Origin of the sequence: Roseivivax isoporae LMG 25204 (assembly GCF_000521865.1) — a bacterium.
Taxonomy (GTDB): Bacteria; Pseudomonadota; Alphaproteobacteria; order Rhodobacterales; family Rhodobacteraceae; genus Roseivivax; species Roseivivax isoporae.
In genome coordinates this window covers 166,363-189,609 of record NZ_JAME01000003.1, presented here as the reverse complement: position 1 = coordinate 189,609, position 23,247 = coordinate 166,363, and the positions used below count along the sequence as shown (strand labels likewise).

The 23,247-nt window shown below is 70.3% G+C and carries 24 protein-coding genes; 16 read left to right on the top strand and 8 right to left on the bottom strand.

The window, feature by feature from the left end; all coding sequences use genetic code 11:
- The first annotated feature begins 10 nt into the window (after positions 1 to 10).
- The 3 genes from rnpA to RISW2_RS03040 all read left to right on the top strand — a co-directional run bounded on the left by rnpA (position 11) and on the right by RISW2_RS03040 (position 1,267).
- A complete protein-coding gene (gene rnpA / locus RISW2_RS03045; protein ID WP_084615225.1) occupies positions 11 to 427 on the top strand; it encodes a ribonuclease P protein component in 417 nt (138 codons plus the stop codon).
- The gene (gene yidD, locus RISW2_RS23865; RefSeq protein WP_084615224.1) at positions 424 to 699 is read left to right on the top strand and encodes a membrane protein insertion efficiency factor YidD; all 276 of its coding nucleotides are present in this window, start codon (positions 424 to 426) and stop codon (positions 697 to 699) included. Before rnpA ends, yidD begins: the two co-directional genes overlap by 4 nt.
- Positions 700 to 1,018: 319 nt before the next feature.
- Positions 1,019 to 1,267 carry a hypothetical protein gene (locus RISW2_RS03040; protein WP_043766408.1) on the top strand — a complete coding sequence of 83 codons (249 nt, stop codon included), beginning with the start codon at positions 1,019 to 1,021 and terminating at the stop codon, positions 1,265 to 1,267.
- 48 nt (positions 1,268 to 1,315) lie between these two features.
- Here the strand turns inward: RISW2_RS03040 and ttcA are convergent, their stop codons facing one another.
- Complete coding sequence (gene ttcA / locus RISW2_RS03035; RefSeq protein WP_043766405.1) at positions 1,316 to 2,179, bottom strand: tRNA 2-thiocytidine(32) synthetase TtcA; 864 nt, start codon at positions 2,177 to 2,179, stop codon at positions 1,316 to 1,318.
- Between the two features lie 164 nt (positions 2,180 to 2,343).
- Here ttcA and RISW2_RS03030 point away from each other — a divergent pair, with 164 nt between their 5' ends.
- From RISW2_RS03030 to RISW2_RS03005, 6 genes are all read left to right on the top strand, one after another.
- Entirely contained in the window at positions 2,344 to 3,894 is a 1,551-nt protein-coding gene (locus tag RISW2_RS03030) for a putative bifunctional diguanylate cyclase/phosphodiesterase (protein ID WP_043766401.1), read from the top strand.
- Between the two features lie 125 nt (positions 3,895 to 4,019).
- On the top strand, positions 4,020 to 5,912 hold the full coding sequence (yidC, locus tag RISW2_RS03025) for a membrane protein insertase YidC (RefSeq protein WP_043766398.1): 1,893 nt from the start codon (positions 4,020 to 4,022) through the stop codon (positions 5,910 to 5,912).
- Complete coding sequence (locus tag RISW2_RS03020; RefSeq protein ID WP_043766396.1) at positions 5,909 to 6,652, top strand: MOSC domain-containing protein; 744 nt, start codon at positions 5,909 to 5,911, stop codon at positions 6,650 to 6,652. The genes yidC and RISW2_RS03020 overlap by 4 nt, the downstream gene beginning before the upstream one ends.
- On the top strand, positions 6,649 to 7,302 hold the full coding sequence (gene yihA, locus RISW2_RS03015) for a ribosome biogenesis GTP-binding protein YihA/YsxC (protein ID WP_043766394.1): 654 nt from the start codon (positions 6,649 to 6,651) through the stop codon (positions 7,300 to 7,302). Before RISW2_RS03020 ends, yihA begins: the two co-directional genes overlap by 4 nt.
- Before the next feature lie 70 nt (positions 7,303 to 7,372).
- Positions 7,373 to 8,266 carry an acetylglutamate kinase gene (argB, locus tag RISW2_RS03010; RefSeq protein WP_043766391.1) on the top strand — a complete coding sequence of 298 codons (894 nt, stop codon included), beginning with the start codon at positions 7,373 to 7,375 and terminating at the stop codon, positions 8,264 to 8,266.
- 12 nt (positions 8,267 to 8,278) lie between these two features.
- Positions 8,279 to 8,764, top strand: coding sequence for a SixA phosphatase family protein (locus tag RISW2_RS03005; protein WP_156943769.1), 486 nt, complete (start codon positions 8,279 to 8,281; stop codon positions 8,762 to 8,764).
- 13 nt (positions 8,765 to 8,777) lie between these two features.
- Here the strand turns inward: RISW2_RS03005 and RISW2_RS03000 are convergent, their stop codons facing one another.
- The 3 genes from RISW2_RS03000 to RISW2_RS02990 form a co-directional block, all read right to left on the bottom strand.
- A complete protein-coding gene (locus RISW2_RS03000) occupies positions 8,778 to 9,608 on the bottom strand; it encodes a C40 family peptidase (protein WP_043766384.1) in 831 nt (276 codons plus the stop codon).
- A 200-nt stretch (positions 9,609 to 9,808) separates the two neighbouring features.
- Positions 9,809 to 10,873 (bottom strand): ferrochelatase, encoded by a 1,065-nt coding sequence (gene hemH / locus RISW2_RS02995; RefSeq protein ID WP_043766381.1) that lies wholly within the window; start codon positions 10,871 to 10,873, stop codon positions 9,809 to 9,811.
- 73 nt (positions 10,874 to 10,946) lie between these two features.
- Positions 10,947 to 11,768, bottom strand: a complete 822-nt coding sequence (locus tag RISW2_RS02990; protein WP_043766378.1) for a methyltransferase domain-containing protein — start codon at positions 11,766 to 11,768, stop codon at positions 10,947 to 10,949.
- 14 nt (positions 11,769 to 11,782) lie between these two features.
- Here RISW2_RS02990 and RISW2_RS02985 point away from each other — a divergent pair, with 14 nt between their 5' ends.
- The 4 genes from RISW2_RS02985 to RISW2_RS02970 are packed head-to-tail and all read left to right on the top strand — an operon-like array spanning position 11,783 to position 14,076.
- Positions 11,783 to 12,514, top strand: a complete 732-nt coding sequence (locus RISW2_RS02985) for a double zinc ribbon domain-containing protein (RefSeq protein WP_043766374.1) — start codon at positions 11,783 to 11,785, stop codon at positions 12,512 to 12,514.
- Positions 12,515 to 12,545: 31 nt separating this feature from the next.
- On the top strand, positions 12,546 to 12,803 hold the full coding sequence (grxC, locus tag RISW2_RS02980) for a glutaredoxin 3 (RefSeq protein ID WP_043766371.1): 258 nt from the start codon (positions 12,546 to 12,548) through the stop codon (positions 12,801 to 12,803).
- Positions 12,800 to 13,633: a carbon-nitrogen hydrolase family protein gene (locus tag RISW2_RS02975; RefSeq protein ID WP_043766368.1), complete on the top strand. Its 834-nt coding sequence runs from the start codon at positions 12,800 to 12,802 to the stop codon at positions 13,631 to 13,633. The genes grxC and RISW2_RS02975 overlap by 4 nt, the downstream gene beginning before the upstream one ends.
- Positions 13,633 to 14,076 carry a MarR family winged helix-turn-helix transcriptional regulator gene (locus tag RISW2_RS02970; protein ID WP_043766365.1) on the top strand — a complete coding sequence of 148 codons (444 nt, stop codon included), beginning with the start codon at positions 13,633 to 13,635 and terminating at the stop codon, positions 14,074 to 14,076. Before RISW2_RS02975 ends, RISW2_RS02970 begins: the two co-directional genes overlap by 1 nt.
- A 4-nt stretch (positions 14,077 to 14,080) precedes the next feature.
- Here RISW2_RS02970 and RISW2_RS02965 read toward each other — a convergent pair whose 3' ends face one another.
- Together RISW2_RS02965 and RISW2_RS02960 are read right to left on the bottom strand one after the other, a co-directional pair.
- The gene (locus RISW2_RS02965; protein WP_043766363.1) at positions 14,081 to 15,328 is read right to left on the bottom strand and encodes an MFS transporter; all 1,248 of its coding nucleotides are present in this window, start codon (positions 15,326 to 15,328) and stop codon (positions 14,081 to 14,083) included.
- 113 nt (positions 15,329 to 15,441) lie between these two features.
- Positions 15,442 to 15,867 carry a tellurite resistance TerB family protein gene (locus tag RISW2_RS02960; protein ID WP_043766360.1) on the bottom strand — a complete coding sequence of 142 codons (426 nt, stop codon included), beginning with the start codon at positions 15,865 to 15,867 and terminating at the stop codon, positions 15,442 to 15,444.
- 160 nt (positions 15,868 to 16,027) lie between these two features.
- Here RISW2_RS02960 and RISW2_RS02955 point away from each other — a divergent pair, with 160 nt between their 5' ends.
- A complete protein-coding gene (locus RISW2_RS02955; protein ID WP_043766357.1) occupies positions 16,028 to 16,435 on the top strand; it encodes a DUF4864 domain-containing protein in 408 nt (135 codons plus the stop codon).
- 101 nt (positions 16,436 to 16,536) lie between these two features.
- Positions 16,537 to 18,819, top strand: a complete 2,283-nt coding sequence (locus tag RISW2_RS02950; protein ID WP_043766355.1) for a glycosyl hydrolase family 28-related protein — start codon at positions 16,537 to 16,539, stop codon at positions 18,817 to 18,819.
- Here RISW2_RS02950 and RISW2_RS02945 read toward each other — a convergent pair.
- Positions 18,800 to 19,363 carry a carboxymuconolactone decarboxylase family protein gene (locus RISW2_RS02945; RefSeq protein WP_043766353.1) on the bottom strand — a complete coding sequence of 188 codons (564 nt, stop codon included), beginning with the start codon at positions 19,361 to 19,363 and terminating at the stop codon, positions 18,800 to 18,802. The two genes, RISW2_RS02950 and RISW2_RS02945, sit on opposite strands and share 20 nt — an antisense overlap.
- 89 nt (positions 19,364 to 19,452) lie before the next feature.
- Positions 19,453 to 19,749 carry a hypothetical protein gene (locus RISW2_RS02940; RefSeq protein ID WP_043766351.1) on the bottom strand — a complete coding sequence of 99 codons (297 nt, stop codon included), beginning with the start codon at positions 19,747 to 19,749 and terminating at the stop codon, positions 19,453 to 19,455.
- Positions 19,750 to 20,212: 463 nt separating this feature from the next.
- On the opposite strand from RISW2_RS02940, the gene ileS reads away from it, so the two are divergent.
- Positions 20,213 to 23,218 carry an isoleucine--tRNA ligase gene (gene ileS / locus RISW2_RS02935; RefSeq protein WP_043766348.1) on the top strand — a complete coding sequence of 1,002 codons (3,006 nt, stop codon included), beginning with the start codon at positions 20,213 to 20,215 and terminating at the stop codon, positions 23,216 to 23,218.
- Positions 23,219 to 23,247: the final 29 nt, after the last annotated feature.

Here is a 23,247-nt window from a genome sequence, read left to right as displayed (position 1 = left end):
CGCGACCCGCATGACGCCGCCCGAGGCGCCGGCCCAGACGGATGCCGGCCCACGGGCGGCATCGTCGTGCGCACCCGGAACGCCCGTGCGGCTGGCGATGCTGCGCCGTCGGTCGGATTTCCTCGCGGCCGCCCGTGCCGACAAGCACGGCACGAGCGCGATGCTCGTGCAGGCCAGGCCGCGCGGCGACGGCGATTCGTCGGTGCGCGTGGGTTTCACCTGTTCCAAGAAGGTCGGCAATGCCGTCGCGCGCAACCGCGCCAAGCGGCGGCTGCGCGAGGCGGCGCGCCTCGTTCTGCCCGCCCTCGCCCGGCCGGGCTGGGATTACGTGCTGATCGGCCGGCGAGAGGCCACGGCCGCGCGCCCGTTCGAGGCGCTCAAGGACGATCTCGCGCACGCGGTGCGCCGCCTGCACGCCCGGGGATGACCCCCCTCGCCCGCCTCGTGGCCCTGCCGGTGCGGGCCTACCGGCTGGTCCTGTCGCCCTTCGTGGGGTTCCACTGCCGCTACCACCCCACCTGTTCCGCCTACGCGCTCGAGGCGCTGGAGCGTCACGGCGCGGCTCGCGGCCTGTGGCTCACCCTCCGCCGCATCGGTCGCTGCCATCCCTGGGGCGGCAGCGGGATCGATCCCGTGCCGCCGGCGGATGGGCAACATCCCGCGGATGCGGGTAGGGAAAACCCGCCCTCGCACAAATAATGTTAGGCATTTTGACGCACCCGGGGTATGCGGGCGCGCAGTGGAACCCGCAGACACGATGGAGGGGTCGACACATGACAGATCGATACCTTTCCGCAGCGTTCCACGCGTCGCCGCGCGGCATCGGCCTCCGATAATCCGCGCCCGACGACCGATCGCCGCCGATGCGTCTGCCGGCCGCGATCCTTCCTGACCTCAGACCCTGAACCGCAACGGTGACGCGGCCGCGGATGTGCCGTGGGGCGTCGTCGGCACAAGGCGCGACGGGGTCATTCCACCCAACCTTCACCAGAGGCCCGGAGACCGTCCGGGAAATCAGATGGCCGACGTCATAAGACCCGTTTTTGCGCCCCGCACCGAGGACACGCTCGAGGACATCATCGCGCGGCACGGCATCCGCAAGGTGGGCTTCGCACTCCTTCGCGCGCTGCTGCGCCACCGCGCGAAGCGCCCGCCGCCCCTCGTCGATGCCGACACGCTGACGCCGTACCTGCGGCGCGATGTGGGGCTGCCGCCCGAGGCGCGGATCGCGCGCAGGCCGCCCTTGCCGCCATTTCCCCTGCGGTGAGGCGGGCCTTCCCCGTGCCGGCCGGCGCGGGGAGGGCGTTTCGCCTGTCTAGAGATCCGGCCCCGCCTCGTCCGGCGCGGGGCCGGATTTCAGCGCGAGGCCCGCGAAGTCCCAGAGCCCGGGATCGAGCAGGTGCGACGGGCGCGCATTCATCAGCGCGCGGAACATCACCTGCCGCCGGCCGGGGCTGTTCTTCTCCCAGCCGTCGAGGATCTGCTTGACCTGCTGGCGCTGCAGGCCTTCCTGGCTGCCGCAGAGGTCGCAGGGAATGATCGGGTAGTTCATCGCCCGGGCGAAGCGGTCGCAATCCTCCTCGGCCACGTGCGCCAGCGGGCGGAAGACGAAGAGGTCGCCCTCCTCGTTCACCAGCTTGGGCGGCATCGTCGCGAGCCGCCCGCCATGGAAGAGGTTCATGAAGAACGTCTCGAGGATGTCGTCGCGGTGGTGGCCCAGCACCACGGCGCTGCATCCCTCCTCGCGCGCGATGCGGTAGAGATGGCCGCGGCGCAGGCGCGAGCAGAGCGCGCAGAAGGTCCGCCCCTGCGGGATCTTGTCGACGACGATCGAATAGGTGTCCTGGTACTCGATGCGGTGCGGCACGCCCATCTTCTGCAGGAATTCGGGCAGCACCGTCGCCGGAAAGCCCGGCTGTCCCTGGTCGAGGTTGCAGGCCAGGATGTCGACCGGCAGGAGGCCGCGCCACTTCAGCTCCATGAGGGCCGCGAGCAGGGTGTAGCTGTCCTTGCCGCCCGACAGGCAGACGAGCCAGCGCGCGTCGCGCGCCTGCGCCATCCCGTACTGGTCCACGGCCTCGCGCACCTGCCGCACGATGCGCTTGCGCAGCTTGCGGAACTCCGTCGTGCGGGGCGCGCCGTGGAACAGGGGATGGATGTCGTCAAGGTCATCGAGCATGGCCGCGGCAGTAAAGCAAAGCCGCCCGCGCGGGAAGGGGGCGCGTGCGTCGGCCCACGCCCGACGGTCCGTCGAATGCGATCGGGAATCCGTACGAGCGTTAACGCTTGCCTCAGGGCTCGCACGTAGGGTCGGCCCCGATCATAGCGGCTGGGGGGCTTGGCATGATCCGGAAATCCGGAACGACCGGCGCGCGCGCCGGTACGGCACTGCGCCGGCTCGCCGGCGGTCCTTGGGCGGTGGCCGTCGTGGCCGCCGCGGTGCTGGGCGCCTGGTGGATCGGCGGCGAGCCGCTCCTGCTCGCCGCATCGCTCTGCACGGCGGTCATCCTGGCGACGGCGACGGCGACGCGGCCGCCGGCGGTCGCGGCCCTGCCCGTGCGGGTCGACCGGCTCGACATCCCGCGGGCGGAGGCCCTGGCGGGCCGCCTGCTGCGCGACGCGGACGCCGCCTGCCTCGCCACCGGCTGCGTGGCGATGGACGTGGAGGGCATCGCCGCCATCGGGGCGGAGGACGGCGAACGCGCCGCGTCGCAGGCGCGCGACACCTGCCTTGCCCGGCTGCGCGGCGCGCTGCGGGCGGAGGACGCGGTGTTCGCCGTGGGCGACCAGCGCTTTCTCGCCCTTCTCGCCCCGGGCGCCCGCCTCGACACGGAATCGCTGACCGATCTCGGCTGCCGGCTCCAGGCCGCGCTGGAGGAGCCGCTGCGCCTCGATCGCGGCAAGCGCTACCTGACCGCATCGCTCGGCATCTGCGGCTCCGACCGGCTCGGCCCCGGCGCGAGCGGCGAGTCGCTGCTCGACGCTGCGCTGTCGGCACTGTCAGAGGCGTCGCGCCAGGGCCGCTCCGCCATCCGCGTCTGGTCCTCCGGCCTGTGCGTGTCGCAGGCCATGCGCGACGCGGTGCGCTCGGGCCTGCCGCAGGCGCTCGAGAACGGCGAGATTCAGCCCTGGTTCCAGCCGCAGATCTGCACCTCGACCGGCCGCATCAGCGGGGTGGAGGCGTTGGCGCGCTGGGTGCATCCCGATTACGGCGTGATCTCGCCCGCGCAGTTCCTCGACGCGGCGGAACGTGGCGGCCACATGCCGCGGCTCGGGGACGTCATCCGCCGGGCCGCCCTCGCCGCGCTGCGGGACTGGGACGCGCAGGGCCTCGACATTCCGCGGGTGGGCATCAACCTCTCGGCGCGGGAACTGCGCGACCCGACCTTTCCGGAAAAGCTGAAATGGGACCTCGACCGCTACGGGCTCGACGGCAAGCGGCTGGTGGTCGAGGTGCTCGAGACCGTGCTCGCCGTCTCCGGCGAATGCGAGGTCGCGCGTGTCGCGGCGCAGCTCAAGGCGCTCGGGTGCGGCATCGACCTCGACGATTTCGGGACCGGCAACCAGTCGATCCTGTCGCTGCAGCGCCTGCCCGCGGACCGCATCAAGATCGACCGCAGCTTCGTCGCCCGGATCGACCGCGACCCCGCGCAGCGGCGCATGGTCTGCGCGCTCCTGAGCCTCGCCGACCAGCTGGGGATCGCCACGCTCGCCGAGGGGGTCGAGAGCGCGGGCGAACATGCGCTCCTCGCTCAGCTGGGCTGCGACCACGTGCAGGGCTTCGGAATCGCGCGGCCCATGCCCGCGACGCAGTTCGCCGACTGGGCCCGCCGCCACGCGGCGACGCTGGGCACGCTCGATCCCCTGCCGGGCACGCGGCGCAAGGCCCGCTGAGCGCCGCGAACGGTCCCGCGACGGGCGGTCACCTTGCCCGGATGTGACCGCGATTCCCCTTGACCTCGGCCCACGCGGTCTGTTGAACCGCCGCAGACCCAGCCCAGGACGGGGATCCACACCTTATGGACAATCAGAACAAGAACCTCATCATTGCGACGGCGCTCAGCTTCCTCGTGATCCTCGTGTGGTTCCTGCTGTTCCCGCCCCCCGAGCCGGAGATCACCGACGAGGGCACGACCGTGTCGGACACGCAATCGGCCGACGGCACCGCCGTCACGCCGAGCGCCGCGCCCGACGCCGCCACCACCGACAGCAACGAGACCGAGCCGCAGAGCGCGGGCGCCGACGTGCCGCGCGTCGAGATCGACACCCCGCGGCTCGCGGGCTCCATCTCGCTGCTCGGCGGTCGCATCGACGACCTGCAGCTCAAGGACTACACCGAGACGATCGAGGACGATTCCGAGATCGTCCACCTGTTCAACCCGGTCGGCGGCCAGGACGCCTATTACGCGCTCTACGGCTGGGCCCCCGGCCAGGGCGTCGCGCCCGAGGACGTGCCCGGGCCCAACACCGAGTGGACGGTGGCGGACGGCGGGACGCTGGCGCCCGGCGCCCCGGTCACGCTGCGCTGGGAAAGCCCGAACGGGCTGATCTTCGACCGCACCATCGCGGTCGACGACAACTACATGTTCACCGTCACCCAGCGCATCGAGAACCCGACCGAGGCCACGGCCGCGCTCGCGCCCTACGGAATCCTCGCGCGCCACGGCGAACCCGTGAACGCCAAGAACTTCTTCATCCTGCACGAAGGCGCCATCGTCATGTCCGATGGCGAGCTGACCGAGACCTCGTGGGACAACCTTACCGAGCTCGACCAGAATGCCGCCGAGGGCGCCCGTGCCGAGGTCTTCCAGGTGGCCGAGGACGGCTGGATCGGCTTCACCGACCATTACTGGATGTCGACGATGATCCCGCCGCAGGGCCAGGGCTTCAAGGCGGTCGCCAAGTACGACGAGCGCCGCGACATCTACCAGACCGAGCAGGTCCTGCCGACCATGTCCGTCGCCGCCGGCCAGAGCGCCGAGGTGACCACGCGCCTCTTCGCCGGCGCCAAGGAATGGGAGGCGATCCGCGACTACCAGAACCAGCCGGGATGGATCTCGCGCATGATCGGCGTCGAGCGCGACCCGAACGCGCCCGAGATCGACCGCTTCGTCGACTCGATCGACTGGGGCTGGTTCTTCTTCCTGACCAAGCCGATCTTCGTCGGCCTGCACGAGCTGAACAAGCTGATCGGCAACATGGGCTGGTCGATCATCGGCCTCACCCTGATCATCAAGGCGATCCTCTTCCCGCTGGCCTACAAGTCCTACGTCTCGATGGCGAAGATGAAGGAACTCCAGCCCGAGATGGAGAAGATCAAGGAGCGTGCCGGCGACGACCGCCAGAAGCTCCAGCAGGAGATGATGGAGCTCTACAAGAAGGAAAAGGTGAACCCGGCCTCGGGCTGCCTGCCGATCCTGCTGCAGATCCCGATCTTCTTCTCGCTCTACAAGGTGATCTTCGTCACGCTCGAGCTGCGGCACGCGCCGTTCTTCGGACCGTTCCAGGACCTGTCCGCGCCCGACCCGACGTCGTTCTTCAACCTCTTCGGGCTCCTGCCCTGGGCCGCGCCGGAACCGGGGTCGATCGTGGCGCTGATCTTCATCGGCATCCTGCCGCTGCTGCTCGGCATCTCGATGTGGCTGCAGCAGAAACTGAACCCGGCGCCGCCCGACCCGACGCAGGCGATGATCTTCGCCTGGATGCCGTGGGTGTTCATGTTCATGCTGGGCGGCTTCGCCAGTGGCCTGGTGGTCTACTGGATCGCGAACAACACGATCACGTTCATCCAGCAGTACTCGATCATGCGGAGCCAGGGCTACAAGCCGGACGTGTTCGGCAACATCAAGTCGAGCTTCTCGCGCGGCCCGCGCGAGGCCAAGGACGCCGGTACCAAGTCGGGAAGGAAATGAGCGCACGGGTCACCGGGCTCTGGCGCTTTCCGATCAAGGCGCACGGCCGCGAGGCGGTGGAGGCGGTCGACCTGACCGCCGGCCGCACGATGCCGTGGGACCGGGTCTGGGCCGTGGCGCACCAGCGCTCGGACGCGGACGGCTCCGAATGGCTGCCCTGCCGCAACTTCACCCGAGGCGCCAACGTCCCGGCGCTGATGGCGATCTCGGTCCGGCTCGACGAGGCGGCGGAGACGGTCACGCTGTCGCACCCCGACCGGCCCGACATCACGCTTTCGCCCGACCGTGACGGCGCCGCCTTCCTCGACTGGGTCCGCCCGCTGCACGGGGACAGCACGTGGCAGCCCGCGCGGATCGTGCGCGCGCAGGCGCGCGGCATGACCGACAGCGACTTTGCGTCACTCACGCTCTGCAACATGTCGTCGCACCGCGCGGTCGAGCAGCGGATTGGCCGCCCGCTGTCGATCCACCGCTGGCGCGGCAATGTGTGGCTGGACGGTCTCGCCCCGTGGGAGGAATTCGACTGGATCGGCCGCGAGGTGCAGGTGGGCGGCGCGGTGTTCAAGGTGCGCGAGCGCACCGGGCGCTGCCGCGCGACCGAGGCCAATCCCGACACCGGGCAACGCGACACGGACATGCTGGCGACCCTCGGCAGCTGGGGCCACACGGATTTCTCGGTCATGGCCGAAGTGGTGCGCGGCGGCCGCGTGACCACCGGCGACACGGTGCGGCTCCTGTGACCTCCCTGCCCTTCCCCCTTGCCCCCGCCCCCGAGGCAGAGGCCGCCGCCGCCGCGCACCGGCTGTTCGCGCCCGGCGCCGATTTCCTCAAGGGCGTCGTTGCCATGGAGGGGCTGCCCGCGGACGACCGCGTCGAGGTCTGCTTTGCCGGGCGGTCGAACGTGGGAAAATCGTCGCTGATCAACGCGCTGACCGGCCGGCGCGGGCTTGCGCGGGCATCGAACACGCCCGGCCGCACGCAGGAGATCAACTACTTCACGCTGGGCGAGACGCACTACCTCGTCGACCTGCCGGGCTACGGTTTCGCGAACGCGCCGGTGGCCGTGGTCGAGCGCTGGCAGCGCCTGCTCAAGCGCTACCTGTCTGGCCGCGCCGGCCTGCGCCGGGCCTTCGTGCTGATCGACGCGCGCCACGGGGTCAAGAAGGTGGACGAGGAGATCCTGACGCTGCTCGACCGCAGCGCGGTGACCTTCCAGGCGGTGCTGACCAAGGCCGACAAGGTCAAGGCGCGCGACCTCGACCGCGTTCTCGACCAGGTGCGCGGGGCGCTCGGGCCCCATCCGGCCGCGTTTCCCGAGATCGTGCTGACCTCCTCCGAGACGGGCGACGGCATCGACGTCCTGCGCGGCATCATCGCCACGCTGCCCTGAACGCCGGGCCCTTGCGCCCGGCCGCGTCTCGCCCGATAACCGGCGGGCCCGCATTCCGGACCGGCGAGAGATGAAACCGCAGGACATGAACCGAGACTGGCACGCCACCGCACGCACGCTTTCCGAGGCGCTTCCCTACATGCAGCGCTATTCCGGCGCGGTCGTCGTCGTGAAGTTCGGCGGCAACGCCATGGGCGATGCGACGGAAATGGCCCGATTTGCCCGCGACATCGTGCTGATGCGGCAGGTCGGCATGAACCCGATCGTCGTGCATGGCGGCGGGCCGATGATCAACGACCTGCTCGGGCGGCTCGGGATCGAGTCGCGGTTCGTGCGCGGCAAGCGTGTCACCGACCAGAAGACGGTCGAGGTCGTCGAGATGGTCCTGACCGGCCTCGTGAACAAGCGCATCGTGCAGGCGATCATGGACGAAGGCGGCCGCGCGGTCGGGCTTTCGGGCAAGGATGACGACCTCATGGTGTGCGAGGCCGACGATCCCGAACTGGGCTTCGTCGGGCGGCCCATCGAGATGAACGTGCAGGTGCTGCGCGACCTCTTCTCGGCGGGGATCATCCCGGTCGTGGCCCCCGTCGCCACCGGCATGGACCCGCTCGAGACTTTCAACGTGAACGGCGACACCGCCGCGGGCGCCATCGCCGGCGCGCTGGCGGCCGACCGGCTCCTGCTCCTGACCGACGTCGCCGGGGTGAAGGACGCCTCGGGCGAGGTCGTCACGCAGCTCTCGCCCGACGACGTGCGCAAGCTGACCGCCGAGGGCGTGATCGCGGGCGGCATGATCCCCAAGACCGAGACGGCGCTGAAGGCGATCGAGCAGGGCGTGCGCGGGGTCGTGATCCTCGACGGCCGTGTGCCCAATGCCTGCCTGCTCGAGCTTTTCACCGAGCATGGCGCGGGGTCGCTGATACGGTCGCCCGATCTTCCCAGCCGCAGCGCGTCGGACTGAGGCGGTCCGCGCGTGCCCCGGCTTTTCCTCATGCGTCACGCCAAGTCGGACTGGTCGCTCGGCGAGGACGATCACGCCCGGCCGCTGAACCCGCGGGGCCGCAAGAGCGCCGAGGCGCTCGGAGACTGGATGCGCGCGCACGACTACCTGCCGGACCAGGTGCTGTGTTCCTCCTCGACGCGCACGCGCGAGACGCTGGCGCGGCTCGACATCGACGCGCCCGTGCGGTTCGAGGACCGGCTCTATCACGCGGACCCGCACACGATCCTGCGGGCGCTGCACCATGCCGACGGCGAGGCGGTGCTGGTCATCGGGCACAATCCGGGATTTGCCGAATTCGCCGGGCGCATCGTCGAGGATCCGCCCGTCCATCCGCGCTTCCGCGACTATCCGACCGGCGCGACGCTGGTGGCGGACCTGCCCGGCACGCTCTGGCCCGACCTTGCCTGGGGCGAGGCGCGCACCGTCGATTTCGTGGTGCCGCGCGAACTGGTCTGAGAGCCGTTTCCGATCACTCCGCCGCGAACTGGTAGGCCTCGGCGCCGCCGACCTCGTCCGGGACCTCGTGCGCCCAGATCAGTGCGGCGGGATCGAAGCCCTGGGCGAGATGCGGCTTCACGATCTCGAAATAGGGCGAGATGTCGAAATCCCGCGGCGCGTAGAGCGAATGGTGCCGGATGTGCAGGATTTCGCGCCGCGTCTCGCTCGACCGGGTGCGCAGCTTGACCTCGCGCACGGTGGGCAGGATCGGGTAGCCCACGTGCTGGAAAGCCTGCGCCACGAGCGAAGAACAGATCGCCCGCGTGGGATCCCCGGAGCCGAGCGCCAGCATGCGCCGCCGCCAGCGCTGGGGCACCGGCGGGCGCGGCAGGAAGAAACGCATCAGGTCGAAGATGTTGCGCAGGTCGTATTTCAGGCCGATGCGCTCGATCATGAACGCCACCACACGGGCGCGGTCCTCGGGACTGAGCCCGCGGGGCCGGCAGATGCGGGTGTGAAAGCTCGCATATTTCGACAACGGCGAGGACACGCAGCCCTCGCCGAGATTGACCTCGACCAGCCGGTGCGGCTCGCCTCCGTCCGGCGCCGGACCGAGCGCATCGCCCACGTAGAGCGCCACGTGCGACCAGGTGGACTGGGTGAGGTACTTGACCGAACTGCCCACAAGCGACTGGCCGTCGACCAGCAGCACGTCACCCTTGCGCAGCGTCGCCGACAGCTTGGCGAAATCGGCGGGCGCGTAGGTGCTGCCGCGCCCGTCCGCCCGGGTCAGGAACCGCGCCAGCAGAAGGCCGATGCGCCTGAGCGCGCCGTCGAAGGGGGTCCGGGTCTGTTGCGTCATCGCGGCGAACGCCTCTGAGGAGGGACGGGATCACCGTCGCACCGCGGGAGTGTGGGAAGCCAGTCATGAAGACCCCACCCCCGCAGCGCGCGGTTGCTCCGCACGTTCAGCCAGAAAGCCGCAACAATCCGCACAGGCGAGGGCGGGATTGCGGCCTTATCGCGGAAAATCCGCCGCCGTGCCGTGGCAGGACCGCACGTTCAGTCGAGCCAGCCCTCGAGGTTATCCTCGATCACGGCAGACAGCGCCGCGATATGCGCGTCGTCGTCGTTGAGGCAGGGAATGTAGGTGAATTCCTCGCCGCCGGCCTCCTCGAAGCTCTCCTTGATCTCCTCGTTGATCTCTTCGAGCGTCTCGATACAGTCGGCCGAAAAGGCGGGGGCGCAGACCGCGATCCGCTTCTTGCCATCCTCCTCGGCGAGGCGGGCGACCTCCTCGACCGTGTAGGGCTTGAGCCATTCCTCGGGTCCGAAGCGCGACTGGAAGGTCGTCGTGATCTCGGTATCCGCCCAGCCGAGCCGCTCCTTCAGGAGCCGCGTCGTCTTCTGGCACTGGCAATGGTAGGGGTCACCCTCCATCAGGTAGCGCTTGGGCACGCCGTGATAGGAGCAGACGAGGATGTCGGGCCGCGTCTCGAGCCCGGCATAGGCGCGCTCGATCGACTGCGCCAGCGCCTCGATGTAGAGCGGATGCGAGAAGTAGGGATCGACCGTGCGCGCGGTCGGCTGCCACTTCTCGTCCATCAGCGCGCGGAAGAAGGCGTCGTTGGCGGTGGCCGAGGTCGCGCCCGCGTAATGCGGGTAGAGCGGGAAGAACAGGATCCGCCGGCATCCCGCCTCGACGAGCTTGCGCACCTTCGACTTCGTCGACGGGTTGCCGTAGCGCATGCAGAAATCGACTTCGACCTGGTCGCCGTAGCGGTCCTGCATGGCCTTGGCGATCCGCGCGGTCTGCGCCTTGGTGATCGTCATGAGGGGGCTTTCGCCCTTGTCCTCGTTCCAGATCGACTTGTAGGCCTCGCCGCTCGAGAACGGGCGCTTGGACAGGATCACGAGCTGCAGGAGCGGCTGCCACAGCCAAGGGCTGTAGTCGATGACGCGGCGGTCCGACAGGAACTCGTTGAGATAGCGCCGCATCGACCAGTAGTCGTAATTGTCCGGCGTGCCGAGATTGGCCAGCAGGATGCCGACCTTCTCGGCGGCGACCTTGGGGTGGTCGGCGGGGGCGTGGGCGGGCCGGGTTGCGGCCTTTGAGGCATCCAGCATCACGTCGTCCTGATCCTTTCTAGTCAGGCCTGATACGTAACGACCGCGGCCTTCGGTTCAATCTCGGAATCGTTCAATCCCGAAGCGGTTTTTCCTCGGTGCCCAGCACATCGGCCAGCCGGTGCGCGGCCGAGCCCGGGCGCAGCGGGCGCGGCTGGCTTTCGTCGGGCGCCCAGCCCGTCAGGGCCACGAAGTCGAAGGTCGCGGGAACGCGCCCATCCTCGCCCGCGAACGCCTCGGCGTAAAGCGCGACCGCGCGCATCAGGACGGACCGCCGCGTCGGGTGGCGCAGCCGCGCGGCGAGCGCGTTGGTCTCGCCCATGGCGCGCAGGTCGCGCATGAGGTGCAGCGCGCTTTCGTAGGTGGCGGTCAGGGCGAAGCCGTCCGCGACCGGCAGGGCCAGCCCCGCCCGCTGCAGGAGCGCGCCCAGATCGCGGATGTCGGCCATCGGCGCCACGCGCGGACTGAGCCCGCCGGTGACCTCGACCTCGGCCTGTCCGAGTGCCGCGCGCAGTTCGGTGAGGGTTCGGCCGCCGAAGGCCACCCCAAGGAACAGCCCGTCCGGCTGCAGGGCGCGGCGGCACTGGATGAGCTGGCCCACCGGGTCGTCCGCCCAGTGGAGCGCCAGCGCATGCAGGACGAGATCGTGCGCCCCGGGCTCGAGGGCGAGCACCGCATCGTCCGCGACCACGCAGGCGCCGGGCAGCCTGCCCTCCCACAGTTCGGGATAGGGCGTGACCACGGCGGGGCGGGTGAACGTCCTGTTAACCACCGAGAGACGATCCTCGAGATCGTCCGCCGCCGCCTCGTGCAGGAACAGCTCGGGCGCGCGCCGGGCGCGGGTGCGGTGGCGGTCCAGCGCCGTGCGGTCGGTCAGGGTGGGCGTCGCGGTCATGGAGGGGAGATAGGATGCTGCGCGAACGGTTGCAAACCGCGATCCGGGCCGTCTACCCGCCGCGCTGCCTGTCCTGCGGCGGGCTCGTCGAAAGCGACGCGGCGCTCTGCGGCGCGTGCTGGGGCGGAACCGCCTTCATCTCGGGGCTGGTCTGCGACCTGTGCGGCGTGCCCCTGCCCGGCGATCCGACCGCCGGGGCCGAATCGTGCGACGAGTGCATGCGCATCGCCCGGCCCTGGGCGCGTGGACGCGCCGCCCTGCTCTACCGCGGCACCGGCCGCGCGCTGGTCCTTGCGCTGAAACACGGCGACCGTCACGACATCGCCCTGCCCGCCGCGCGCTGGATGGCGCGCGCCGCCGCGCCGCTTCTCGTCCCCGACACGCTGATCGTCCCGGTGCCGCTGCACCTGACGCGGCTCCTGCGGCGACTGTCGAACCAGTCGGCGCTGCTGGCGCAGGCGCTGGCGCGCGTGACGGGACACGACGCGTGTCCCGACGCGCTGGTGCGCCGGGTCAGGACGCCGAGCCTCGACGGCCGGACGCGCGAGGAGCGGTTCGCGGTGCTGGGCGATGCCATCGCGGTGCGGCCGCGGCGGCGCGCGGCGATCGCGGGACGGCCCATCCTTCTCGTCGACGACGTGATGACGACGGGCGCCACGCTGTCCGCCGCCACCGATGCCCTGATCGCCGCGGGCGCAGGCCCGGTATGCGTCGCAGCGCTGGCGCGTGTCGCCCGGGATACCTAGATTGCGGGAAACGCCGAAAGGAGCCCGAGACATGCAGAACGTGGAAATCTACACTTCGCCGATGTGCGGCTTCTGCCACGCCGCGAAACGCCTGCTGACCCAGAAGGGCGTCAGCTTCACCGAGATCGACGTCTGGCAGAACCCCGACCGCAAGCCCGAGATGATCCAGCGCGCCAACGGCAAGCGCACCGTCCCGCAGATCTTCGTGGGCGAGACCCACGTGGGCGGCTGCGACGAACTCTACGCGCTCGACCGCGCGGGCAAGCTCGACCCGCTGATCGCGGCGTGACCCGCGCGGCGCTGATCCAGCTCACCGCCTCGGACGATCCCGACGCGAACGCCGCGGCCGCCTGCGCCGCCATCGCCGAGGCGGCCGCGGACGGCGCGCACTTCGTGCTGACGCCCGAGGTCACGAACTGCGTGTCGGCGAGCCGTGCCCGGCAACAGGCGGTCCTGCGCACCGAGACGGAGGACGGGACGCTCGCGGCGCTGCGCGAGGCCGCCGCGCGGCACGGGCTCTGGCTCCTTGCCGGATCGCTGGCGCTCAAGTCCGACCCGCCGGAAGAGCGCTTCGCCAACCGGTCGTTCCTGATCGGACCCGATGGGGGCATTGCGGCGCGCTACGACAAGATGCACATGTTCGACGTGCAGGTGAGCGAGACCGAGACCTACCGCGAAAGCGCGGGCTATGCGCCGGGCGACCGCGCGGTGGTGGCCGACACGCCGTTCGGGCGGGTCGGGCTGACGGTCTGCTACGACCTGCGCTTTCCCTACCTCTACCGCGCGCTCGCGCAGGCGGGAGCCGAGATCCTGACGGTGCCTTCGGCATTCTCGCCGGGCACGGGTCCGCGGCACTGGCAGCCGCTGCTGACCGCGCGCGCCATCGAGTGCGGCGCCTGGGTCCTGGCGCCGGCGCAGACCGGGACGCACGCGGCGCGCGAGGGCCGCGCGCGGCAGACGCACGGACACAGCCTCGCCGTGTCGCCCTGGGGCGAGGTCGTGGCGGATGCGGGCACCGCGCCCGGCGTGACCTACGTGGAGATTGATCGCGACGCAGTCGCCGAGGCGCGCCGCAAGGTGCCGTCGCTGACCCACGACCGCGCGTTCACGGGGCCCTGATGGAGGATTCGAGCGCGCTCGCCATCGCCCTCGTGAGCGAGATCCTCGCCGCGGACCAATTGCTGCGCGGCCGCCTGACACGCGTCCTCCCCAAGGGGATGGAGATCTCGCATTTCTCGGTCCTGAACCAGCTCGCGCGGTCCGGAGACGAACGCACGCCGGCGCAGCTCGCCCGCAGCTTCCACGTGACGCGCGGGGCCATGACCAACACGCTCGCGCGGCTCGAGATGGCGGGCTACGTGCACATCCGCCCGGACTGGGACGACGCGCGGCGCAAGCTCGTGGCGATCAGCCCGGCGGGCCGCGACGCCCGCGACACCGCCCTCGCCGCCATCGCGCCGGTGATCGCCGAGACGGCCGAAGCGCTCGGCGCCGAGAAGGTGCGCGCGGCGCTGCCGGTCCTGCGCGAGCTGCGCGTCAAGCTCGACGCGCCCGCCGGCTAGGGGATCAGGCGGAGGCCGACGCGGCCACGGGCACGCGCGCCTCGCGCACCGGCAGGTGCACGATGGCCGAGAGCGCTCCCACCGCGACACCGACCCACCAGACCAGCGTGTAGTCGCCGTTGAGGTCGTAGAGCCGCCCGCCGAGCCAGACGCCGATGAAGCTGCCGAGCTGGTGCGAGAAGAACACGATGCCGTAGAGCGTGCCCATGTAGCGCAGCCCGTAGATGTGCGCGATGAGCCCCGAGGTCAGCGGCACCGTGGCAAGCCAGAGCGACCCCATCACGAGGCTGAAGACCAGCACCGATCCGGGCGTGATCGGCAGCAGGATGAAGAGGCCCGCCGCGATCGTGCGGCCCACGTAGATGCCGGCCAGAAGGTACTTCTTGGTCCAGCGCCGTCCGGCCCAGCCGGCGGTCAGCGTGCCGGCGATGTTGGCGAGCCCGATGAGCGAGATCGCCACCGCGCCCAGCGCCGAGGTCGTGGTGATGCCCACGGAATGCAGGACGCCGCCCTGCAGGATCGGGCCGCACATCTCGGTCACCAGTGCCGGGAAATGCGCCGTGATGAACCCGAGCTGATAGCCGCACGAGAAGAAGCCGATGAAGATCAGCGCGAAGGACGGATCGCGCACCGCGCGCGACAGGATCGTGCCCATGCTGTCCTGAAGCTCGGCGCGGCTCGCGGGTTCGGGCGCGCGCATCATCGGCAGGACCATCAGGACCGCGAGGATGGCCGCCGCGAAGACGAGGAAGACCTGCTGCCAGGACAGGAAGCCCAGCATCCATTCCGACAGCGGCGCGCCGAACACCTGGCCCGCGCTGCCTGCGGCGGTGGCGATGGCGAGGGACATGGAGCGGTTGTCGTCGGAACTGGCGCGGCCCACCACGGCGAGGATGACGCCGAACCCGGTCCCCGCGATGCCGAAGCCCACGAGCACCTCGAGCATCTGGTGCGCCTCGGGCGTTGTGGCGAAGCTCGACAGCACGAGCCCCGCGGCGTAGGCGAGCGCGCCCATGACGATCGCGAGCCGGTCGCCCAGCCGTTCTGCGACCGCCCCGAAGATCGGCTGCCCGATGCCCCAGGCGAGGTTCTGGATCGCGATGGCGAGCGAGAACTCGGACCGGAGCCAGCCGAATTCCTCGGCGATGGGGATCTGGAAGACGCCGAAGCTCGCGCGGACCGCGAACGACACGAGGATGATGATGCAGCCCGCGACGAGTACGGGCGTTACGAGGGGGGCGGGTCTGTCCATGACGTGGACCTCCTGGGAGACGCCCGCCGGTCTACACCGGCACCGGCGGGCGTCAAATCAGAACCCGTGCGCCCGCCCATCACCGTCCGGCATGGCGCGGCGCCCGGCCCGCGTCAGGCGCGCAGGTGGCGGGCGCGGGCCCCGCGCTCGATCGCCGCCGCGTGCAGGCGGTCGATGTCGAGCTCGTAGCGGATCTCCTCGAGCAGCCGCAGCTCGGTCTCGGCGAGCGAGCCGTCGGCGGCGGCCACGTCGCAGGCCAGCGCATAGGCGGTCTCGTTCAGCCGCTCGGGCAGGTTCTCGCGCAGGAGACCGAAGAGCGCGTCGAGCCCGTCCTCCTGATCGAAGAGGTCGAAGATCAGGCGCGACATCTTCTGGATGCGGTCGCCGTCGTAGTCGCGGAAGATCGGCAGGATCGACACCGCCGACTGGATCTTGAGCAGCTCCGCGGTGCGGATGTTCTCGTCGGAGGCGGAAACCGCGATCATCAGCGCCACGAGGCAGTCCTGCGGACTGAGCGGATGTTCGATGCTGTCGGCCATGGATGGACCTCGTGATGGCAGGGTCGTGTGTCGGCGCCGACGTTAGGCGTGCGCGCCCCGGGCGGCAAGCGGGCCCGGCACGATGCCAAGCAGTCGTGAAACCGCGTGTCCCGGCGCTACGTGGCTCCGGAGGAGAGACGCGCGGCTGGAGGAGGCGCACATGATCCGGACCCTGGTCCTTGCGGCGGCACTGGCCGTCGCGACCCTCGCCACGGCGCAGGACTCGCGCGGCGGCGATATCGAGGCGGTCATCTCGGGACAGATGGAGGCGTTCCGCAACGACGACGTGGCGACGGCGTTCGGCTTTGCCGCGCCGATGATCCAGAACATGTTCCGGACGCCCGAGAACTTCGGCCTCATGGTCGAACGCGGCTACCCGATGGTCTGGCGGCCGGCCGAGGTGACCTTCGGCGACCTCTTCGAGGAAGGCGGCATCCTCTGGCAGCGGGTGATCGTCCGCGACGCGGCGGGCGCGGTGCACGTGCTCGACTACGACATGCGCGACATGGGCGGGGCGTGGCGCATCGGTGGCGTCCGCGTCGTCGCGCAGCCCGACCTGTCGGCCTGACCGGGGCCGGGGGCGCAACGCCACCGTGACGGTGGCGCAGGACGGCCTCAACCTTCGCGACCTACTCCCTTCTCCCTGTCCGCGCGAGGAAAGGGAGTGCGATGAACAAGGCGATTACCGACGGCGTGGTGTTCCAGCCCACGGCGTTCGCGGCCGGGCTCGGGGTCTGGTCGCGAACGGACGGAACCCCGGGATCGGCGACCTACCAGGGCGTCGCCACCGCCGCCTTCGTCCCGGCCGACCAGGATTTCGGCGGCTGCCTCGAGATGGCCAAGACCGAGGCGACGCAGCGCCTGCGCTACATGGGGCAGACGCCTATCCTGCCCGGCTGCTATCTGCGCGTGACCGCGCGGGTGAAGGCGGTGTCGGGCGCGCTGCCGAGCGTGCGCATCGCCGGACACGCAGTGCGCGCGGGCGGCGCCCACGTCACCGGGCTGGTCGAGACCGGGCCGGCGGTCGCCCTGACCGCCTATGGCCGCGTGGTCGAGGTCAGCGCGATCGTCGGCACCGGCACGCGCCCGGGGGTCGACATGGCCTGGGGCACGGCGCCGGTGCACGGTCACTTCGGTCTCGACCTGACTGGCCCCACGGGCGGCATCGTGCGCATCGATGACATCGAGATCGAGGACGTGACCTCGGTCTTCCTGCGCACGATGCTGAACGTGGTCGACGTGCGCGACTACGGCGCGGCGGGCGACGGGACCACCGACGACAGCGCGGCGTTCGAGGCCGCCGATGCCGACGCGGACGGGCGCACCATCCTCGTCTCGGCGGGCACCTACCGGCTCGCCAGCTCGGTCACGCTCGACCACCGCGTGGTGTTCGAGGGTCGCGTGACCATGCCGGCGGACGCGATCCTCGCGCTCACCAAATCCTTCGACCTTCCGACCTACATCGACGCCTTCGGGGACGAGCGCACGGGGTTCCAGAAGGCGTTCCAGGCGCTCCTGAACAACGCGAACCACGAAAGCCTCGACATGCGCGGGCGGCGGATCGACCTGTCCGGCCCGATCGACATGCAGGCGGTGGTGCCGAACCGCACGAGCTTTGCCCAGCGGCGGGTGATCCGCAACGGGCAGTTCAGCACCAGCGGCGGCAGCGCGTGGGCGCCGACCGTGGTCACGAGCCAGGCCACCTACGCGGCGACGAACAGCAAGCGCCTGACCGGTGTCACCAACGTGGCGAACGTGCCTGTCGGCGCGCTGGTGACCGGCGCGGGCGTCGGGCGCGAGATCTACGTCACCTCCAAGAACGTCGCGGCGCAGGAGGTCGCGCTGTCGGAATCGCTGTCGGACGCCGAGGGCACGCAGAGCTTCACCTTCACCCGCTTCAAGTACATGCTGGATTTCTCGGGGTTCGAACGGCTCGACGTGTTCGTGCTGGACAGCATCGAGTTCCAGATGGGCGAGGTCGCGAACGGCATCCTGCTGCCGCCGCAGGGCGTCGTGAACAAGATTCGCGACTGCACTTTCAACCGGCCCCACCGGCGCGCGATCACCAGCCACGGCACCGGCTGCCAGGGCCTGATGATCGAACGCTGCAACTTCGTCAGCTACGAGGGCGACCTGACGGCTCAGAACCGTCAGTCGGTCGCGATCAACACCAACGCCAACGACGTCAAGATCCGCGACAACCGCGCCTCGCAGTTCCGCCACTTCCTCGTCATGTCGGGGGCCCAGGGGCTGATCAGCGGCAACCACTTCTTCCAGGGCGACGGCAACCCGAACGGCATCCGCACCGCCGGCATCGTGATCCCGATCCGGGCCTGCAACACCACGATCACGGGCAACTACATCGACAACTGCTTCGTCGAATGGACGAACGAGCGCGAGGCGCTGCCCGACAATACCGGCGGATTCGGCTTCGCCGGGCTGTCGATCTGCGACAACGTGTTTCTCTGCTCGGACGTCGCGCCGACCTTCTCGTTCATCGTGGTCAAGCCGTATGGCCGGGACCACCGGGTGAACGGGTTCAACGTCTCGGGCAACACGTTCCGCGCCTCGGGCGTCGCCATCAGCCGGGTCGAGCGGGTCGACACGTCCTTCGCCCCGCTCGACTTCTCGCGGATGCGGCGGGTCACCTTCACCAACAACACCTATCACAACATCACGTACGCGACCGCGAACCCGCTGGTGGTCGCGCATACCCAGGCCAGCCATTCGGACACCTGGGTCATCGACACCGACCACAACCTGCCTTTCGACGCCTACGCGCGCGACGTGGATGCCATCGCCTACCGCTCGCGGCTGCGCAACGAGGCGAATGTCAGCGAGTGGTTCATGCCCTATACCGCCGCCGCCATGGGCGGACAGCGCAACCTCGTGCACGTGATCTTCCCGGAACCCGTGCTGGGCGACCTGAACATCACGGTACGGATGGATTGAACGGCCGCGCCTCGAGCGCCGCGGCGACGTCCGCGTCGACCGGGGTGCCGGCCGTCTTCAGCAGCGCGGCGAGCGTCATGTAGAAACCGAACGTCGCGATCAGGTCGAAGAGGCCGTCCGTGCCCACGAGCGCTCGGACGGCCTCCGCGTCCTCGGGGCGCAGGCCCTGGTGATCGAAGAGGCGGTCGACCGCGCCGGCGATCACCGCGTCGTCCGTCGCCATGCCGTCGAGCGGCCCCGCGACCGACGCGATGCGCGCGTCCGGCATGTCGAGCGCGCGGGCACGCACCACGTGGTGCGCCCATTCGTAGCGCGATCCCGCCCGGTGGCCGATGCGCAGGATGGCGATCTCCGACAGCTCCGCGCCGAGCGCCGTCTTGACCACCACGTGATCGCGCAGCGGCGCCCAGGCGGCAAGCAGGTCGGGCCGGTGGGCCATGGTGCGGTAGACGTCGAGCCGCGTGGCGAAGCTGTCGCGCAGGTGGTCCAGCCGGTCCGGCCAGTCGGCGTCGTCGAGGGGCGGAAAGAGGGGCGCAGGGCTCATGCGCCCCTTCTAGCATCCTGCGCGGCGGGAGCCAGTCCCGCCGCGCCATGCACCCCGGCGGGGAGACCGGGGCGCATGTATGGGGAAGGTCACTCGGCCGGGGCAGCCGTACCCGCGGTCGGCGCCTCGCCTGCGGGGGCGAGCGGCGCATCGGCCGCGTCGCTGGCCGGCGCGCCGCTTTCGACGGCGGGGACCGTCTCCCCGGTCGCGGCATCGTCCGAGCCGCCGAGCATGCTGGTGCCGAAGATCACCGCGAGGATGAGCGCGAGCACCACGCCGAGCCCCGCAAGCGCGCTGCCCGTCGAGGCGGGGGCACGCATGGACGGGTCCGCGCCCATCGGCTGCACGTAGGGGTCGGTCGACTGGTTCCGGTCGCTGTAAGCCATGACGATCACTCCTCTGAGGTCGCGACTGTGCCCCACCCTGCATCGTGCGGCGGGACCTGTTCCAGGAGATTGGGCCGCACGTCCCGGTTCGCCATGGGAGGACGGTGGAACGGCCGGAAAGCGGCCGAAGCCTGCCGGAACCGCCCCCGCGCCTCGGCCGGTTCCGGCCGCGCCGCAGCGCGGCACCGCCCGCCCCGGCAAGGCCCTGCCGATGCGCGCGCCGATCGGTCGGAACCGGCCGACGCCCGCCGGGCCGCGCGGCGGGCCCGCAGGCCGCCCGCCGGCTTTACCTCGCCCGGCCGCGGGCCTATAACCCGCGCCATGACGGCATCCTTCAAGATCCTCATCCGAATTAGCTGCCCGGCGCCGTGACACCAGCACGCTGCGCCGGGACAATGGCGTCTGGACGCCCGCGCCGCCCCTCATTTCGACCGATCCCGAAGATTGCCCGAGGACGCCCGACATGTGCGCCGACACGACCGACACCCGTACCGTGCCCGACTACAAGGACACGCTGAACCTTCCCCGGACCGACTTTCCCATGCGGGCGGGCCTGCCCAAGCGCGAGCCCGGCTGGCTCGAGAGGTGGGAACGGATCGGCGTCTACGACCGCCTGAGGGAAAAGCCCGGGCGGCCGCCCTTCACCCTGCATGACGGCCCGCCCTACGCCAACGGCCACCTGCATATCGGTCACGCGCTGAACAAGACGATCAAGGACATGATCGTGCGCAGCCACCAGATGATGGGGCACGACGCGCGCTACATCCCCGGCTGGGACTGCCACGGCCTGCCCATCGAGTGGAAGATCGAAGAGCAGTACCGCGCCAAGGGGCTCGACAAGGACGAGGTCGACGTCGTCGATTTCCGCCAGGAATGCCGGAAGTTCGCCGAGGGCTGGATCGACATCCAGCGCGACGAGTTCAAGCGGCTCGGCATCACCGGCAACTGGGCCGCGCCTTACCTGACGATGGATTACCGCGCCGAGCGCATCATCGCCGAGGACTTCCAGAAGTTCCTGATGTCGGGCGTGCTCTACCAGGGCTCGAAGCCGGTGATGTGGTCCCCGGTCGAGAAGACCGCGCTCGCCGAGGCCGAGGTCGAGTACCACGACAAGGAGAGCTTCACCATCTGGGTGAAGTTCCGCGTCACCGACTTCTCGATGCCCGAGCTCGACGTCTCGGACGAGGAGGCGACCGACGACGAGCGCGAGGCGGTCGTGCGCGCCAAGGCCGAGGCGCGCGAGGCCTTCGTCGGCGCGAACGTGGTGATCTGGACCACCACGCCCTGGACCATCCCGTCGAACAAGGCCGTCGTGTTCGGCGCCGACTTCGCCTACGGGCTCTACGAGGTGACCGAGACGCCCGAGGAATGCTGGGCCGCGCCCGGCGACCGCTTCATCCTCGCCGACCGGCTGGCCGCGCAGACCTTCGCCAAGGCACGCCTGTCGGACGGGCAGTGGCGGCGCCTGCGCGACGTGACCCCCGAGCAGCTCGGCGCCATGACGCTCGCCCACCCGCTCGCCGGGGCCGAGGGCTCGGGCGGCGAATGGGACGGCCCGCGCGACTTCCGCGCCGCCGACTTCGTGACCGACGACGAGGGCACGGGCTTCGTGCATTGCGCGCCCTCGCACGGGATGGAGGAATACGACCTCTACCGCGGTCTCGGCATGCTCGAGCAGGTCATCACCTACAACGTCATGGACGACGGCAGCTTCCGGTCCGACCTGCCCTTCTTCGGCGGCGCGCGCATCCTCCGGGAGAACGGCAAGGAAGGCGACGCCAACAAGGCCGTCATCGACAAGCTCGCCGCCGTCGGCGGCCTCCTGGCGCGCGGCAAGATCAAGCATTCCTATCCGCATTCCTGGCGCTCGAAGGCGCCGGTCATCTACCGCAACACGCCGCAATGGTTCGCCGCCATCGACCGCCCCGTGGGCGACGGGCAGGACACCTACGGCACCACGATCCGCGAACGCGCGCTGCGCTCGATCGACGAGCTCGTGACCTGGACGCCGCGCTCCGGGCGCAACCGCCTGCACTCGATGATCGCGGCGCGGCCCGACTGGGTGCTGTCGCGCCAGCGCGCCTGGGGCGTGCCGCTCACCTGCTTCACCCGGGCCGGCGGCAAGCCCACGGACCCCGATTTCCTGCTGCGCGATCCGGCCGTGAACGCCCGCATCCTCGAGGCGTTCGAGGCCGAGGGCGCGGATGCCTGGTACAAGCCCGGTGCCAAGGAACGCTTCCTCGGCGACGACCACGACCCGGCCCAGTGGGACCAGGTGTTCGACATCCTCGACGTGTGGTTCGATTCCGGCTCGACCCACGCCTTCGTGCTGCGCGACCGCGCGGACGGCACCGAGGACGGCATCGCCGACGTCTACATGGAGGGGACCGACCAGCACCGCGGCTGGTTCCATTCCTCCATGCTGCAGGCCTGCGGCACGATCGGCCGGGCACCCTACCGCAACGTGGTGACCCACGGCTTCACGCTCGACGCCAAGGGCAACAAGATGTCGAAGTCGCTCGGCAACACGGTGGTGCCCGACGAGGTGGTCACGCAGTACGGCGCCGACATCCTGCGGCTCTGGGTGGCGCAGGCGGACTACACCGCCGACCAGCGCATCGGCCCCGAGATCCTGAAGGGCACCGCCGACAGCTACCGGCGGCTCAGGAACACCATGCGCTTCCTGCTGGGCGCGGTGTCGCACTTCTCCGAAGCCGACCGCGTCGCGCCGGCCGAGATGCCCGAGCTCGAGCGCTGGGTGCTGCACCGGCTCGCCGAACTCGACGTCCGGGTGCGCGAGGGCTACCGCAGCTTCGACTTCCAGGGCGTGTTCCGCACGCTCTTCGACTTCTGCACCATCGACCTCTCGGCCTACTATTTCGACATCCGCAAGGACGCGCTCTACTGCGACGGCGACACCGCGCGCCGGCGCGCGGCGCGCACGGTGATGGACCTCCTGTTCCACCGGCTGACCACCTGGCTCGCCCCGGTGCTCGTCTTCACCATGGAGGAGGTCTGGCTCGAGCGGTTCCCGGGCGAGGACAGCTCCGTCCACCTGCAGGACATGCCCGAGACCCCGGCCGGATGGCGCGACGACGCGCTCGCCGCCAAGTGGGCGCGCGTGCGCCAGGCCCGGCGCGTGGTGACCGCGGCGCTCGAAGTGCAGCGCACCGACAAGGCGATCGGCGCCTCGCTCGAGGCGGCCCCGGTGGTGCATGTGGAGGACACCGAGATCCTCGCGGCGCTGCGGGACGTGCCCTTCGACGACATCTGCATCACCTCGGGCATCGCGCTCTCGGGCGACCCGGTGCCCTCCGACGGCTTCCGCCTCGCCGAGAGCCCCGGCATCGGCGTGGTGTTCGAACGCGCCGATGGCGGGAAATGCGAGCGCTGCTGGAAGATCCTGCCCGACGTGGGCACCCACCGGCATCCCGCCGTCTGCGCGCGCTGCGACGCGGCCCTCGGCTGAGGCGGGCGGGGACCGCCCCGCCCCTTCTT

Excerpts from the sequence above, each read along its gene's own strand:
- rnpA (WP_084615225.1), top strand. The coding sequence starts at position 11 with ATGACGCCGCCCGAGGCGCCGGCCCAGACGGATGCCGGCCCACGGGCG.
- yidD (WP_084615224.1), top strand. The coding sequence starts at position 424 with ATGACCCCCCTCGCCCGCCTCGTGGCCCTGCCGGTGCGGGCCTACCGG.
- RISW2_RS03040 (WP_043766408.1), top strand. The coding sequence starts at position 1,019 with ATGGCCGACGTCATAAGACCCGTTTTTGCGCCCCGCACCGAGGACACG.
- ttcA (WP_043766405.1), bottom strand. The coding sequence starts at position 2,179 with ATGCTCGATGACCTTGACGACATCCATCCCCTGTTCCACGGCGCGCCC.
- RISW2_RS03030 (WP_043766401.1), top strand. The coding sequence starts at position 2,344 with ATGATCCGGAAATCCGGAACGACCGGCGCGCGCGCCGGTACGGCACTG.
- yidC (WP_043766398.1), top strand. The coding sequence starts at position 4,020 with ATGGACAATCAGAACAAGAACCTCATCATTGCGACGGCGCTCAGCTTC.
- RISW2_RS03020 (WP_043766396.1), top strand. The coding sequence starts at position 5,909 with ATGAGCGCACGGGTCACCGGGCTCTGGCGCTTTCCGATCAAGGCGCAC.
- argB (WP_043766391.1), top strand. The coding sequence starts at position 7,373 with ATGAAACCGCAGGACATGAACCGAGACTGGCACGCCACCGCACGCACG.
- RISW2_RS03000 (WP_043766384.1), bottom strand. The coding sequence starts at position 9,608 with ATGACGCAACAGACCCGGACCCCCTTCGACGGCGCGCTCAGGCGCATC.
- hemH (WP_043766381.1), bottom strand. The coding sequence starts at position 10,873 with ATGCTGGATGCCTCAAAGGCCGCAACCCGGCCCGCCCACGCCCCCGCC.
- RISW2_RS02990 (WP_043766378.1), bottom strand. The coding sequence starts at position 11,768 with ATGACCGCGACGCCCACCCTGACCGACCGCACGGCGCTGGACCGCCAC.
- RISW2_RS02985 (WP_043766374.1), top strand. The coding sequence starts at position 11,783 with ATGCTGCGCGAACGGTTGCAAACCGCGATCCGGGCCGTCTACCCGCCG.
- grxC (WP_043766371.1), top strand. The coding sequence starts at position 12,546 with ATGCAGAACGTGGAAATCTACACTTCGCCGATGTGCGGCTTCTGCCAC.
- RISW2_RS02970 (WP_043766365.1), top strand. The coding sequence starts at position 13,633 with ATGGAGGATTCGAGCGCGCTCGCCATCGCCCTCGTGAGCGAGATCCTC.
- RISW2_RS02965 (WP_043766363.1), bottom strand. The coding sequence starts at position 15,328 with ATGGACAGACCCGCCCCCCTCGTAACGCCCGTACTCGTCGCGGGCTGC.
- RISW2_RS02960 (WP_043766360.1), bottom strand. The coding sequence starts at position 15,867 with ATGGCCGACAGCATCGAACATCCGCTCAGTCCGCAGGACTGCCTCGTG.
- RISW2_RS02955 (WP_043766357.1), top strand. The coding sequence starts at position 16,028 with ATGATCCGGACCCTGGTCCTTGCGGCGGCACTGGCCGTCGCGACCCTC.
- RISW2_RS02950 (WP_043766355.1), top strand. The coding sequence starts at position 16,537 with ATGAACAAGGCGATTACCGACGGCGTGGTGTTCCAGCCCACGGCGTTC.
- RISW2_RS02945 (WP_043766353.1), bottom strand. The coding sequence starts at position 19,363 with ATGAGCCCTGCGCCCCTCTTTCCGCCCCTCGACGACGCCGACTGGCCG.
- RISW2_RS02940 (WP_043766351.1), bottom strand. The coding sequence starts at position 19,749 with ATGGCTTACAGCGACCGGAACCAGTCGACCGACCCCTACGTGCAGCCG.
- ileS (WP_043766348.1), top strand. The coding sequence starts at position 20,213 with ATGTGCGCCGACACGACCGACACCCGTACCGTGCCCGACTACAAGGAC.